Raw genomic sequence first — 14127 nt, 5'->3', positions numbered from 1 at the left:
AGTACGGCTCATCTGATGAATGCCATGCATGGTCTACTCTATACTCATTCGGGCACGGTTTTTGGCAACGGTTTTATCCCCGATGCCTTTTACCTTTGCCAAATCATCCACCGAGCCAAATGGCCCAAAGGCGTCTCGATACAAGATAATTTGCTGCGCTTTACTGCTGCCAATGCCGGTGAGCTGAGTCAGTTCACCTTCGGTTGCGCTATTTAAATGAACCGTCACGCTTTGCTCTGCCAATTGCTGATTTTGCTGCTCATTTATTAGGTGTGCATAGGCTTGATGGGCATCGGCAAAGCATTGCTGCGCCCAAGCACCGGGCATTAACACCACCTGCATCATGCACAGCATTCCCAAAATTAAAGCGCTAGTACGCCTATTCATGCTGTTTGGCCAGCTCCCATAGCGCATCCATCTCCTCTAAACTGCTGGTTTGTGCCGTCTTACCTTGCTTGGCCAGCTGGGCTTCAATAAATCCAAAGCGTGAGCGAAACTTATGCACGCAGGTCAAAGTGGCCGCTTCTGCATCTAAATTAAGCTTTCGCGCCACATTGACTAAGCCAAACACACAGTCGCCAAGCTCTTTTTCAAGCGCTTGCTTATGTGCTGCATCCATACTCTCACCGGCTTGCGGCAGAATTTGCTTTAACTCGCTAATCTCTTCTTCCAGCTTCTCTACTGCGCCCGCCACTCCTTCCCAGTCAAAGCCCAATTTGCTGGCCGCTTGTTGTAAGCTTTGCGCCTGCATTAAAGCACTGCCCGCCTTGACCGCATCTAGGCTTCGTTTGGGTTTGCCACGGCGTTCACGCTCTGCATTCTCGATGGCTTTAATCTCATCCCAGCGTTTTTTTACTGCCTCCTCATCGGGCAGTTGATCGGCCTCAAACACATGGGGATGGCGACGAATCAGTTTACTCTGTAGCGTATAGATCACATCGCCTAAGTCGAATTGCTGCTGCTCGGCATAGATTTGGCAATGAAAAACAACCTGCAGTAACACATCACCAAGCTCACCTTTGATGTCTTCAATATCGCCCTCTTGAATGGCCTCTGCCAGCTCGTACGCCTCCTCTATCGCATAAGGGATTAAGCTGTGATTGGTCTGCTTAATGTCCCAGGGACAATCAGCGCGTAGTCTGGCCATCAAAGCCAACAAGTCGTGCATGTTGGCCGTTGGCTCAGGCACACCCCTCACAGGTTTTGGCGCTATCATTTTTTTATCGTGCATATCAGGTGTCTTTAACATAAGGGTGGACTCTCGTTGTTCATATTATCTGCTTATGGCAGCGTTTTTAATTTGTCATATCAGCAGTGTATCATTTTGAAATTGTAATTATGACCCCATCAGAATATAGTAAACTGTAACATTACAGATCCAATAACGTTAAAACACACAAGAATAAAGATATGAGCAACTCTGACAGCCCTGAAACTGCCTCACATTTACACCCCTCATCTGCGCACGCTGCTGCTATTGGCTTATCCAAGATTGTGGTCATCGGTGCAGGCTATGTGGGCCTATCCAATGCTATTTTATTGGCGCAGGCTCATTTACATACCCAAGTAATGCTGTTTGATATCGACCAAAACAAAATACAGTTATTACAACAAAATCAGTCACCGCTACAAGACACCGAGATTTGTGATTATCTGGCGCATAAGCCGCTCAACCTAACTGCCACGATGAAGTCGGTGATAGAAGATCAAGGTATTTATCAAGCCAGCGATTTGGTGATCATTGCCACCCCGACGAACTACGATGTGGCCTCAGGCAAGTTTGATACCTCCTCGGTTGAAGCCAGTATTGCCGCAGTGCGACAGCAAAATGCGACGGTACCCATCGTGATTAAATCAACCATTCCGATTGGCTTTACCGACAACATGCGTCAGCAGTTTGATAATCAAATTTTGTTTATGCCGGAGTTTTTGCGTGAGGGCCAAGCGCTGTATGACAATTTATATCCGTCTCGTATTATTGTGGGCGCAAGCTTAGAGCAGCAAGATTTGGCATCGGCCTTAATGCACTTATATCAACAAGCCAGCCTAGCGCCTGAGGTGGCGACGCTGATGATGCCGCCGACGGAAGCTGAAGCCGTCAAGCTATTTGCCAACAGTTATCTGGCCACCCGCATTGCGTTTTTTAATGAATTAGACAGCTTTGCTGAAAAGCATCAATTAAACAGCCAGTCCATCATCACCGGCGTCGGCTTAGACCCACGTATTGGCCAGCATTATAACAACCCCTCTTTTGGCTATGGCGGCTACTGCCTACCCAAAGATACCCAGCAGTTAAAGGCCAATTATGCCGGTATTCCTGCCAACTTAATCCATGCTGTGGTCGATGCCAACAATACCCGCAAACGTTTCATCGCCCGTCAAATCATCGACAAAAACCCCAATCAAGTGGGTATTTATCGCCTGAGCATGAAAAAAGACGCTGATAATTTTAGAGACTCGGCGGTACTCGATGTGATCAATACCCTAAAGCAGCATGGGGTCAGCATTAGCATTTATGAGCCGGCTTTAGAAACTGACAGCTTTGAGGGCTGCCCAGTGATCAATGATTTGGCGCAGTTTAAACAGCAAAACGACTTGATTGTTGCCAACCGCTGGCATGATGAGTTATCCGATGTGAAAGACAAGGTTTACTCACGAGATGTGTTTGGCTATAGTTGATCGCCGCAGCGACTCTGTGACCAAAAATTAAGCCCCCCTGATTCAGTTAATTAAGTTTACTAATTTTATATGCGATTAAAAAAGGCCACCAATGACCACAAATCCTGTTATTTCTGCTGATAATCTGCCACATCGTCCTATTACCTCGTTTAAAGCTTATGACATTCGTGGTGAGCTGGGCGTTAACCTTGATGAAGACATTGCTTATCGTATCGGCCGAGCTTTTGCCCAGATTTTGGCCAGTCAAAAAGCCGACAGTGAGGGCAATGACACCTTAGAGAACAGCATTGTTATAGGTTGCGATATCCGTGACTCAAGCGAGACGCTCAAGCAGGCTACCATTCGGGGCATCATCGATGCCGGCGTCGATGTCATTGACCTGGGCATGACCGGTACCGAAGAGGTGTATTTTGCCACCAGTCACTATCATGCCTTAGGCGGCATTGAAGTCACCGCCAGTCATAACCCAATTAACTACAACGGGCTAAAACTGGTGCGTGAAGGCTCAAGGCCCATTAGTGCCGACTCTGGCCTAGCAGAGATTCAAGCGTTAGCAGAGCAAGGTGATTTTGCCGCTATCACTCACGCAGGCACAGTGGTAGAAAAGTTTGATAAAACCGCCTATGTCGATCATTTAATGCGCTTTATCGATACCAATAAGCTGGTGCCATTAAAGATTGTCATCAACTCAGGCAATGGCAGTGCAGGTCCCACCGTGGACTTATTAGAGCAGCGTTTACAGCAAAAAAACGCCCCCATTGAAATCATCAAAGTACATCATACACCCGATGGTAGCTTCCCCAATGGCATCCCTAATCCTATGATTTTGGCCAACCGTGAGTCTACCCAGCAAGCGGTAATCGACAATAAAGCGGACTTAGGTATTGCCTTTGATGGTGACTTTGACCGCTGCTTTTTATTTGATGCCCAAGGCGAGTTTGTAGAAGGCAGCTATGTGGTCGGTATGTTGGCACAAGCCTTTTTACAAAAACATCAAGGTGCCGCCATCGTCTATGACCCACGTGTCCTATATAACACCGAAGCGCTTATCGAAGAAGGCAAGGGTGAAGCGGTCATCAGTAAGTCCGGCCATTCGTTTATCAAGCAAGTGATGCGTGAGTCTGGCGCAGTTTATGGCGGCGAAATGAGCGCCCACCACTACTTCCGTGACTTCTTTTATTGCGACAGCGGCATGATTCCTTGGCTGCTTACCATCGAGCTGTTATCGACCACCGGCAAGTCTCTAGGCCAGCTGGTCGATGAGCGTATCCATGCTTACCCCAGCTCTGGTGAGATTAACTTTAAGCTCACTGAAGCTAGCAGTGATGACATCATTAAGGCGATTGAGGCATATTTTAGTGGACAAAACCCTCAAAAGAACACTTTAGATGGCTTAAGCTTAGACTTCGGTCAGTGGCGCTTTAATATCCGTGCCTCCAACACAGAGCCACTGATTCGCTTAAATATAGAAACCAAAGGCGATGAGGGTCTGCTTACTGAGAAGACATCTGAGATTAAACAGTGGCTTGCCACACAAGGCGCTCAAGTTGCTTAGCTGTTTAGCTGCTTAGTTGTTTAGCTGCTTAGCAGGGCATCCAATGATTACCCCGTTCAATCAGCCGCTAGATAGGTAAATTAAAACCCCGCGACTTACATAAGTCGCGGGGTTTTTTAGTGACATGAATTTAAAATCAGGGTGGTTATTTACTGCGGCCAATTCCTTGATACGTTCCTACTAAAGCGGCCACTTGATTTTTTGCAAAGGCATTTTGGGCATCAAAGACTGGCACCACCACCTCATTAATGGCACTGATAGGTAGACGCTTGGTGCTTGGCCAAGACAGCACAAATAACGCATCGCTATCGGCCAACTTATCGGTGGCAGAGTCAATGAACTGTAACAGCGGCTGATCAGGGTATAGACTTGCCAGCTCAGACTGTGCCTCTAGCGCATAGATATGGGTGGTAATGTTGTATGACCACAATAGGCGTAGTAACGGATGAATGGCAGAGGCGGAAGTGCGCCCTGAGCCTGCTTTATAGCTTGCGCCCCATATACTCACCTGTTTGTTTTCAATGGCACCATCAAAATGCTGCCAGAATTTACGGAAAATCAGCTCTTTTTGGTCATCATTAATGATATTGACCGCCTGCATTAGGCGATGTTCAACCTGAGTATTTTGTAAGGTTTGCTGTAGGGCGCTAATCTCAGCCGGCAAGGTTTGACCGCCAAAGCCCCAGCCTGCTTTTAGATAGCTCCTGCCGATACGGGTATCTAACCCCATAATATTGGCAACCTCAAGGATATCGACGCCTTGCTGATCGGCCAGTCTCGACCATTCATTCATAAAGCTGACGCGGGTGGCCAGCATGCTCATAATGGCACTACGAGAAAACTCAATGGTGGCAATATCGCTAATATAGCGTTGCTGAGCCTGCGCTATTAGCGGCTGCAGCACCGCCACTTTATCGATAGAATCTGCAGTCTTCTCGCCCATCAGCCATAATTTTGGCGATAGCATCGAAGGATAGGCACTGCCGTCTTGTAAAAACACAAAGGGGACATAATACACCCATGGTCTTTGGCACTGCTTGGCCAGGCTTGCAAATACCCCTAGGGTGCTGATACCACTGAAAATAACTGGCGTTTGACTGGGTACTTGGCTGTCATTCAGCTGACTGACCCATGCTTGCTGCACCCCATCCAAAGCGTGCCAGCTGCTGGGCAAATCGCCATAAAACAGCCAGTAGAAGCTGGCCTTAGTATCGCTAAATAATTGGCTTGCAAGCTGTGGCATGTCCTGCAGAACAATGCTGTTTTGATTGAGATACAGCTGCCATAGCGCTTGCTGTTGATGCTCAAAGGTGTAAGTCTCAAGCGTATGCTGCAAGGCTTGTTGGTCTGCATACAGGCACACCTGATTGCCAAGACTGACCATGACTGTCGCGGTGGTGATGGCATCGATAGAATGACCCACGATAACGCAGTGGTCGGTAACAGCTTTGCTAGGGTCAGCAGGCGAATGAGTTGACGTTGCCATGATACGCATATCCTTAATATTTTTTAATGGTAATAGAGTCAGTGGGGCACATTGTGCCCAGCAGTGATGGCCAACAGCAAGCTTTTGTGCGTTTAGCTGTCTAACTGCTGATTAATGTGCTGCAGCAATGCTTGAGTCGAGCCATCAAAGGCTTCTGCAGCAAGCTGAGTCTGTTTATGAGCGTCATCTGCTGCTGCGTCAGAGGCCACAGATGTATCCAAGCGAATATGAGCAAACACCTCATTGGCCACCTGTTTGCCCATCTCCACTCCCCACTGATCAAAGGGGTTGATGTCCCAAATACTGGCCATGACAAATACTTTGTGCTCATACAGCGCGATTAAGGCGCCAAAGCTGGCTGGCGTCAACTCATCGAGTAGCAACGTCGTCGAGGGCTGATTACCACGGTAACGCTTAAATTTATCAAGCTCAGTGGCCACCTGATCAGGCTTAGCGGCTAAAGCATCGTTACCAAAGGCCAGTACTCGGCTTTGTGCCAAGCAGTTGGCCAAAGATAACGCATGCTGCTTTTTGAGCTCGTCAGCTTCACGACTTTGATAGTAATTAACACAGGCAATAAAGTCACAAGACACCTTTTGAGTACCTTGGTGCAATAGCTGATAAAAAGCATGCTGAGCATTCGAGCCAATCTCACCCCACAAGATAGGACAGGTGGCGTAAGGCACAGGCTGGCCGCCATGCGTGACCGACTTACCGTTACTTTCCATCTCAAGCTGGGTTAGGTAACTTGGAAAATATTTTAAACGGCCATCATACGGCAATACGGTATGGGCATTAATCCCCAAAAAGCTGCTGTTCCATACGCCGATAAGCCCCAGCAAGACGGGTAAATTATGCTCAAAGTCCGCGTGCTTGAAGTGCTCATCCATAGCGTGAGCGCCCGCCAGCATTTCATAAAATCGCGGCATCCCAATGCGGATGGCCACAGCCAGACCAATGGCTGACCACATAGAGAAGCGGCCACCTACCCAGTCCCAAAGCTTTAATTGATGCTCTTTGGCAATCCCCCACGCACTTACTCGCTCCGTATTGGCTGATATCCCAATAAAATGACGGCGCAACAAAGTAGCTGGACTGGCACCGGTGGTCAATAGCCAAGCTCGGGCTGTCTGCGCATTCGATAAGGTATCGACGGTACCAAAAGACTTAGATGAGATGATAAACAGGGTGGTCTCTGGATTTAGCTTATCGAGCAGGCTGCCCAATTGCGTGCCATCCATGTTAGACACAAAGTGCACTCGAATATTACTGTCTGCCCATTCATCGAGCGCGGTATTGGCCATTACCGGACCCAAATCTGAGCCGCCTACCCCAATATTGACCACATCAGTGATGGCTTTGCCTGAATAGCCACGCCACAGACCGCTACGAATGCGATCAACCAAGTCTTCTGCTTTGGCCAAGCTGTCATGCACCTCAGCCACCACATCCACCCCATCTACGGTTAGACGAGCCGACTTAGGCAGACGCAATGCGGTGTGCAGGGCTGCACGTTTTTCACTGGTATTGACTTTATCGCCTTGATATAACGCAGCCAGCTTTTGTGGCAATCGGCATGCTTTAGCCAACTCAAACAGCTCTGCTTTCACCGATTCATCTAAGCACTGCTTGGAGTAATCAAAAAACATGCCTTGAGCACTGAGGCTAAAGTTGGTACTTCTATGGGTATCTTTGGCAAATAATTCAGTGATTGACCAAGGCTGCTGCGCTAATTGCTGAAGCCTTTGCCATTGGGGCAGCTGATTGGGCAAGGTTTTATCCATAAACAGAGTACTCAAAAATTAAGTGTTACAAAAAGCGTTTAATGTCTGTATCCCTAACCTCATAGACAGCTAAAGCTATATGCGCACAGTGCTATTTATCAGGTCTAGGTCGTTATAAGTCTTAAGGCTGGCTGGCTTAGGCTTGTAGCTGCTGCTGAGCAAAGTAAATAAAGGCCTGCATATAGCTGGTCATATCACCGGCATCAAAGCTATCACCGAGCATGGTCGTGACATCAACGCCTTGAGTACTAATAAGCGCATCAATGGCGTCCGTTAGCTGAATCTCACCGCCCACAGAGGGCTGAGTATTGGCCAAGTAGTCAAAGATAGCGGCGTTAAATACATAGCGTCCCACTACCGCCAGATTAGAGGGGGCATCTGCTAACTTCGGCTTTTCGACAAAACCTGCCACTGCGAAATTGGCGTTTTTGTCTCCTGTTAGCTGCGACAATTGATCAGCATCTTTTAGCTTAGCAATGCCATATTTTTGTACATCCTCATCAGCAACATGGCTAACTAGGATTTGTGAGTGATGGGTTTGCGCAAAGGCTTGTATCATATAGGCCAGATTGTCTTTATCCATCTTGGTAGTAAATGGGTTTAGCACCACATCAGGTAGCAGCACCGCAAAAGGATTGTCACCGACAATAGGACGCGCCTTTAAAACCGCATGACCCAAACCTAAGGGCTTGCCTTGACGAATCACAGATACTGAGACATCCTCAGGCAGCCAGTTTAGGCTATCGGCCAGCTCATCTTTTCCCTTAGCGCGCAATTGATTATCAAGCTCAGCATTGACATCAAAGTAGTTCTCAATGGCGCTTTTTTGAGCATGGCCCACCAAGACGATGTGTTTAATCCCTGCCGCTATCGCCTCTTCTACCACATAATGAATGGCTGGACGATTGCCAAGTGGTAACAGCTCTTTGGGCACAGACTTTGATAAAGGCAACATACGGGTACCGAAGCCGGCAACAGGGATAACGGCATGAGTAACTTGAGTGGTCATAAGCATCCAATTTAAAATATCAGTTTAATTTTTTATAAACATAGAGTAAGCCCTAATTATCACTCTATTGTAGCAAACTTAGCGCTCAGCACCACCAACAAGCGCACAAAGCTTACTAAAAACTTAGTCAGACAATTAAATATACGACAAAAAAAAGAGCACCCCGAAGGATGCTCTTTGAGTTAACTTACCGTTAACACCGAGACGGGCAAATTACCAACCAGTAACTTGTTTAACCGTCTCACCAATCTTAGATGGGTCACGAGTGTACGCGATGCCCGCATCTTCGAATGCTTTGAATTTTTCTTCTGCAGTACCTTTACCACCAGAGATGATAGCGCCGGCATGGCCCATACGCTTACCTTTAGGGGCAGTCACACCAGCGATGTAACCGATAACTGGCTTAGTGACGTGCTCTTTGATGTAAGCGGCAGCTTCTTCTTCAGCAGTACCACCGATTTCACCGATAAGTACGATGGCTTCAGTTTGAGGATCTTCTTGGAACATCTTCAAGCAATCGATTTGGTTCATACCTGGGATTGGGTCACCACCAATACCGATACAAGTTGACTGACCGAAGCCAAGCTTAGTGGTCTGAGCCACAGCTTCATAAGTCAAGGTACCAGAACGTGAGATGATACCTACTTTACCTGGCAAGTGGATGTGGCCTGGCATGATACCGATTTTGCACTGACCTGGGGTGATAACGCCTGGGCAGTTTGGACCAACCATTTTCACATCGCCAGCTTCTTCGATGTAGCGTTTGGCTTTTAGCATATCTAAAGTAGGTACGCCTTCAGTGATAACAACGATTAGCTTAACGCCTGCGTCTACCGCTTCGATGATTGAATCTAGTACGAAAGGTGCTGGTACATAGATAACTGACGCGTCAGCTTGAGTTGCTTCCATCGCTTCTGCCATGGTGTTAAATACAGGCAGACCTAGGTGAGTTTGACCGCCTTTACCTGGGGTAACACCGCCAACTACTTTGGTGCCGTATTCGATGGCTTGTTCTGAATGGAAAGTACCGTTTTTACCAGTAAAACCTTGCACCAATACTTTGGTGTCTTTATCAATTAATACACTCATTATTTACTCCTAGTAGGATTCACTTATTATAGGTTTGATACAGTTGTGATAGGCGAATTATGCCGCTTTTACAGCATCAACAATTTTTTGTGCAGCATCAGATAGGCCTTGAGCTGAAATGATTTCAACGTCAGACTCATCTAATAGCTTAGCGCCCAATTCAGCATTGTTACCTTCTAAGCGAACCACAACAGGTACAGTAACGTTAACTTCTTTAACTGCCGCGATAATGGCTTCAGCAATCATGTCACAACGTACGATACCACCGAAGATGTTGATTAGAACGCCTTGTACGCTTGAATCTTCTAAGATGATTTTGAAAGCTTCAACAACGCGATCTTTGGTTGCGCCGCCGCCAACGTCTAGGAAGTTAGCTGGCTTGCCGCCGTATAGCTTGATGATGTCCATAGTTGCCATAGCAAGACCGGCACCGTTAACCATACAACCAATGTTACCTTCTAGAGCCACATAGTTTAGGTCAAATTCAGCAGCTTTAAGCTCACGCTCGTTCTCTTGTGATGGGTCATGAAGTGCTGCGATTTTTGGCTGGCGGAATAAAGCGTTTGAATCCACGCCGATTTTGCCGTCAACACAAGCCAATTCACCATTTTCACGAACGGCTAGTGGGTTGATTTCAATCATGTCAAAGTCGTTTTCAACGAACGCTTTGTAAGCGCCAGTCATTAGTTTAACGAATTGATTGATTTGTTTGCCTTCTAGGCCCAATTTGAAACCTACTTCACGCGCTTGGAAAGGCAATAGACCGACTAAAGGATCAACGGTAATGCTAAAGATTTTCTCAGGAGTCTCTTCAGCTACTTTTTCAATCTCAACACCACCTTCAGTTGAGGCCATGAAGGTTACGCGACGAGTAGCGCGGTCAACAACGGCACCAAGATATAACTCAGTTTTTACTGGGTACATGTCTTCGGCAACTAATACGAAGTTTACAGGCTGGCCTTCTGCATCAGTTTGGTAAGTCACTAGGTTAGTACCGATTAAGCTTTCAGCAACTTCTTTGGCTTCTTCACGAGTTTTAACAAGCTTAACACCGCCTGCTTTACCACGGCCACCAGCATGAACCTGTGCTTTAATTACGGCTACGTCAGTTGGGGTTTTATCAAAGGCTTCAGCCGCTTCTTCACCGTTATAAGCAATGATGCCTTTTTGGATAGGTAGTCCATAGCTCTCTAGCAATAGTTTTGCTTGATACTCATGTAAATTCATAAAGTTATCCTTTAGTTTTTTTATTTAGCAGGGTAAAGCTGATTTAAATGTTTTGGCAATAGCGGCAAATAAATGACCTAATACCACGGCCGTTTACTGCTTTATGGCTTAAAACAATTACACTCAGCAACTCACTTTAGTAACAGACTTTGTCAAATCACTCATAGACTATTAACCGCCTATGAGTGATTTATTGGTGTCTATAACTGTTTTTGTTATTTACGTTTTTTACGCTGAATCGCATGGATAGCACGGCCATCAGCAGATAAAGCAGCTTCGTGTACCGCTTCACTGATGGTTGGGTGAGCGAAGGTCATTAACTGTAGGTCTTCAATGCTTGAAACAAATTCCATCGCAATCATACCTTGGTGAACGATATCGCCGGCACCAGCACAAATAGCATGCATACCCAATAAACGGTCAGTCTTAGCATCAGCCACTACTTTAATGCTACCTTGAGCTTCGCTTTGTGCTAAAGCACGACCGTTAGCTGCTAGGTTAAATGAACCGGTTTTTACTTCATAACCTTGCTCTACCGCTTGCTGCTCAGTTAAGCCTACCCAAGCGATTTCTGGATGGGTATAGATAACGTTGATAATAGTATCATAGTTCACTTGTGCTTTTTCGCCATGGATACGTTCAACGGCCATCATGCCCTCTTCCATCGCTTTATGCGCAAGCATTGGGCCACGTACCAAGTCACCGATAGCATATACGCCATCTAGGTTAGTTTTGCACTGATCATCAACTTCAACCAAACCGCGGTCAGTTAGCGTGATGCCTGAATCTTCACCCAGTAATTTTTCAGAGTAAGCACGGCGACCCACACAAACGATTAGCTTGTCGAAGGTTTCCTCAGCAGACTCACCACCTTTCTCGCTGGTCACAACCACTTGACCATCTTTTATTTCAGTGCCGGTTACTTTGGTATCAACGCGGATATCTAGACCTTGTTTTTTAAGTAATTTGCCCGCTTCTTTAGCAATGTCTTTGTCAGCTGCTGCTAAGAACTCAGGTAGCGCTTCATATACCACCACTTCAGCGCCAAGACGACGCCATACAGAGCCTAGCTCAAGACCGATAACACCAGCACCAATCACGCCTAGACGCTTAGGTGTTTCAGTGAAATCTAGCGCACCTGTTGAGTCAACGATAATGCCTTCTTCGTTGTTGACTGGCGCAACAGGGATATCAATGGGCACAGAACCGGCTGCTAAAATAACGTTTTTAGCGGTGATAACAGTCTCAGACTCATCTGCTAGCGCCGTAAATTTAACTTTTTTGTCGCTGCCTTTACCGTCAACTAGCGTACCCCAGCCTTGTAACCAGTCTACGCCGTTGCCTTTAAGTAGCATAGCAACACCGCCGGTTAACTGCTTAACGATGCCTTCTTTACGCTCGATCATTTTGGCCACATCAATCTCAACATCGCTGGTAGTGATACCATGCTCTGCAAGCTCGTGTTTGGTGGCTTCATAACGGTGTGAAGAGTCTAGTAAAGCTTTTGATGGGATACAACCGACGTTTAAGCAAGTACCGCCCAATGCAGGCTCACCTTTATAAACGCGTTTTTCGATACAGGCTACGCTCATACCCAATTGACCGGCACGAATAGCGGCTTCATAACCACCTGGACCACCGCCAATAACTACTAAATCATAATTGTCTTTCATAGTATATTCCGTCTTTTAATCAAAGAATTGTAAAAGCTCTTTATTTATAGTTTGAATTATGAAATGACCTACTTAGCTATGCTTGTTAAGTCTTTAGCGAAGCTTCGAGCCTCTGAATCAAAATCATCACTCAAAAAACTGTGTGCTAAATAACTTAATAATCAATCAATCCATAACGAAAAAGCTTGTATCAGAATCTCTCCGATACAAGCCCGTTGACCTTATAGGTCAAGTAGTAGCATTGCTGGGTCTTCAACCAACTGCTTGATGGTGACTAAGAACTGTACCGCATCTTTACCATCAATCATACGGTGATCGTATGATAACGCTAGATACATCATAGGTAGGATTTCAACTTGACCATTAACCGCCATTGGGCGCTCATTGATCGCGTGCATACCTAAGATGGCAGTTTGGGGTGGGTTCAAGATAGGCGTTGACATTAATGAACCAAATACACCACCGTTAGTGATCGTGAAGGTACCACCTGTCATCTCTTGTAGTGATAATTTACCATCACGGGCTTTACCAGCGAAGTCGCGGATGCCGCCTTCGATGTCTGCCATGCTCATACGATCTGTATCACGTAGTACAGGCACCACTAGACCACGGTCTGAAGATACCGCAACACCAACGTCATAGTAACCGTGATAAACGATGTCATCACCGTCGATTGACGCGTTAACAGCTGGGAAGCGTTTTAGTGCTTCAGTAGCGGCTTTAACGAACATAGACATAAAGCCTAGACGAGTGCCGTGACGTTTTTCAAACTGATCTTTGTACTTAGCACGTAGATCCATTAGAGGCTTCATGTTCACTTCGTTGAACGTGGTCAACATCGCAGTTTCTTGAGAAGCAGCTAACAGACGGTTGGCCACAGTCTTACGTAGACGAGTCATAGGCACGCGTTTTTCAGTGCGCTCACCTACTGATTCTGCGACAGGACGGCCACTGTCAGACTTGATAGAGCTGTCCGCTTTCAGTGTTGGGCTGGCCATATCTTGCTTAGTCACACGACCGCCACGGCCTGTGCCTTCTACATTTTTAGGATCTACACCAGACTCTTTGGCTGCTTTACGAACCGCTGGGCTTTGATCTTTATGATCGTCGGCGCTGTCAGCGCTTGCGGCAGGCTTAGCTGCTGGTTTTTCTTCAGTAGCCGTGTCGCTGCTTTCTTCTGCTTTGTCTTCAGAGGCACCAGCAGCGCTGCCTGTTGCACCAGCTTCAAATTCAGCGATTAGCTCGTCAGACAACACAGTGTCGTCTACTTGCTTAACAATTTTAGTTACCACACCGTCATCTGGAGCAACCACTTCTAAGACCACTTTATCTGTTTCGATTTCAGCTAAAATGTCATCACGGTTAACTTGTTCGCCTTCGCTTACGTGCCATTCTACGATGGTACCGTCAGCAACTGACTCTGGGAATACGGGCGCTTTAATTTCTGCCATGGGAATTGCTCCTGTTATATTAATATAAAGTGTTAATGACTTATTGATAAGGGTTAAATAAGCACATTATTTTTATGATTGGCAAATAAACAACTTATGCATAAAGCTTTTTGGATTAAGAGGTTGTTTACGGTAAAAAATAAATTCGGTTGGTTCTAAACAAATGCCGAAGGT

At 46.4% G+C, this 14127-nt stretch carries 11 protein-coding genes; 2 read left to right on the top strand and 9 right to left on the bottom strand.

Features of this window, described 5'->3' with window-relative positions; translation table 11 throughout:
- Positions 1-33 precede the first annotated feature (33 nt).
- Together DLE54_RS01380 and mazG are read right to left on the bottom strand one after the other, a co-directional pair.
- Positions 34-387 (bottom strand): ComEA family DNA-binding protein, encoded by a 354-nt coding sequence (locus DLE54_RS01380; protein ID WP_227535364.1) that lies wholly within the window; start codon positions 385-387, stop codon positions 34-36.
- The gene (gene mazG, locus DLE54_RS01375) at positions 380-1231 is read right to left on the bottom strand and encodes a nucleoside triphosphate pyrophosphohydrolase (RefSeq protein WP_197708896.1); all 852 of its coding nucleotides are present in this window, start codon (positions 1229-1231) and stop codon (positions 380-382) included. Before mazG ends, DLE54_RS01380 begins: the two co-directional genes overlap by 8 nt.
- A 179-nt stretch (positions 1232-1410) precedes the next feature.
- Between mazG and DLE54_RS01370 the strand changes: the two genes are divergently transcribed.
- Positions 1411-2679: a nucleotide sugar dehydrogenase gene (locus DLE54_RS01370; protein WP_110816002.1), complete on the top strand. Its 1269-nt coding sequence runs from the start codon at positions 1411-1413 to the stop codon at positions 2677-2679.
- A 91-nt stretch (positions 2680-2770) separates the two neighbouring features.
- Complete coding sequence (locus tag DLE54_RS01365) at positions 2771-4234, top strand: phosphomannomutase CpsG (RefSeq protein ID WP_110816001.1); 1464 nt, start codon at positions 2771-2773, stop codon at positions 4232-4234.
- A 145-nt stretch (positions 4235-4379) separates the two neighbouring features.
- On the opposite strand, the gene DLE54_RS01360 is transcribed toward DLE54_RS01365, so the two are convergent.
- From DLE54_RS01360 to odhB, 7 genes are all read right to left on the bottom strand, one after another.
- On the bottom strand, positions 4380-5720 hold the full coding sequence (locus tag DLE54_RS01360) for a UDP-glucose/GDP-mannose dehydrogenase family protein (RefSeq protein ID WP_110816000.1): 1341 nt from the start codon (positions 5718-5720) through the stop codon (positions 4380-4382).
- A gap of 92 nt (positions 5721-5812) precedes the next feature.
- Entirely contained in the window at positions 5813-7504 is a 1692-nt protein-coding gene (pgi, locus tag DLE54_RS01355; protein WP_110815999.1) for a glucose-6-phosphate isomerase, read from the bottom strand.
- A gap of 136 nt (positions 7505-7640) precedes the next feature.
- Entirely contained in the window at positions 7641-8519 is an 879-nt protein-coding gene (locus DLE54_RS01350) for a UTP--glucose-1-phosphate uridylyltransferase (RefSeq protein ID WP_110815998.1), read from the bottom strand.
- A gap of 207 nt (positions 8520-8726) precedes the next feature.
- Positions 8727-9602 carry a succinate--CoA ligase subunit alpha gene (gene sucD, locus DLE54_RS01345; protein ID WP_011959559.1) on the bottom strand — a complete coding sequence of 292 codons (876 nt, stop codon included), beginning with the start codon at positions 9600-9602 and terminating at the stop codon, positions 8727-8729.
- A 57-nt stretch (positions 9603-9659) separates the two neighbouring features.
- Positions 9660-10829: an ADP-forming succinate--CoA ligase subunit beta gene (gene sucC / locus DLE54_RS01340; protein WP_011959558.1), complete on the bottom strand. Its 1170-nt coding sequence runs from the start codon at positions 10827-10829 to the stop codon at positions 9660-9662.
- A 215-nt stretch (positions 10830-11044) separates the two neighbouring features.
- Positions 11045-12502: a dihydrolipoyl dehydrogenase gene (lpdA, locus tag DLE54_RS01335; protein ID WP_011959557.1), complete on the bottom strand. Its 1458-nt coding sequence runs from the start codon at positions 12500-12502 to the stop codon at positions 11045-11047.
- Positions 12503-12723: 221 nt separating this feature from the next.
- Positions 12724-13953 carry a 2-oxoglutarate dehydrogenase complex dihydrolipoyllysine-residue succinyltransferase gene (gene odhB / locus DLE54_RS01330; RefSeq protein ID WP_011959556.1) on the bottom strand — a complete coding sequence of 410 codons (1230 nt, stop codon included), beginning with the start codon at positions 13951-13953 and terminating at the stop codon, positions 12724-12726.
- Positions 13954-14127 lie beyond the last annotated feature (174 nt).

It is taken from the genome of Psychrobacter sp. YP14, assembly GCF_003209315.1.
GTDB classification, from domain to species: Bacteria; Pseudomonadota; Gammaproteobacteria; order Pseudomonadales; family Moraxellaceae; genus Psychrobacter; species Psychrobacter raelei.
The sequence above is the reverse complement of the archived record's forward strand: the minus strand, read 5'-3'. Positions and strand labels throughout refer to the sequence as shown.

Bases quoted from the DNA above. Each gene is read 5' to 3' on its own strand.
- pgi (WP_110815999.1), bottom strand. From the start codon at position 7,504: ATGGATAAAACCTTGCCCAATCAGCTGCCCCAATGGCAAAGGCTTCAG.
- DLE54_RS01350 (WP_110815998.1), bottom strand. From the start codon at position 8,519: ATGCTTATGACCACTCAAGTTACTCATGCCGTTATCCCTGTTGCCGGC.
- lpdA (WP_011959557.1), bottom strand. From the start codon at position 12,502: ATGAAAGACAATTATGATTTAGTAGTTATTGGCGGTGGTCCAGGTGGT.
- sucD (WP_011959559.1), bottom strand. From the start codon at position 9,602: ATGAGTGTATTAATTGATAAAGACACCAAAGTATTGGTGCAAGGTTTT.
- sucC (WP_011959558.1), bottom strand. From the start codon at position 10,829: ATGAATTTACATGAGTATCAAGCAAAACTATTGCTAGAGAGCTATGGA.
- DLE54_RS01365 (WP_110816001.1), top strand. From the start codon at position 2,771: ATGACCACAAATCCTGTTATTTCTGCTGATAATCTGCCACATCGTCCT.
- odhB (WP_011959556.1), bottom strand. From the start codon at position 13,953: ATGGCAGAAATTAAAGCGCCCGTATTCCCAGAGTCAGTTGCTGACGGT.
- DLE54_RS01360 (WP_110816000.1), bottom strand. From the start codon at position 5,720: ATGGCAACGTCAACTCATTCGCCTGCTGACCCTAGCAAAGCTGTTACC.
- DLE54_RS01380 (WP_227535364.1), bottom strand. From the start codon at position 387: ATGAATAGGCGTACTAGCGCTTTAATTTTGGGAATGCTGTGCATGATG.
- mazG (WP_197708896.1), bottom strand. From the start codon at position 1,231: ATGCACGATAAAAAAATGATAGCGCCAAAACCTGTGAGGGGTGTGCCT.
- DLE54_RS01370 (WP_110816002.1), top strand. From the start codon at position 1,411: ATGAGCAACTCTGACAGCCCTGAAACTGCCTCACATTTACACCCCTCA.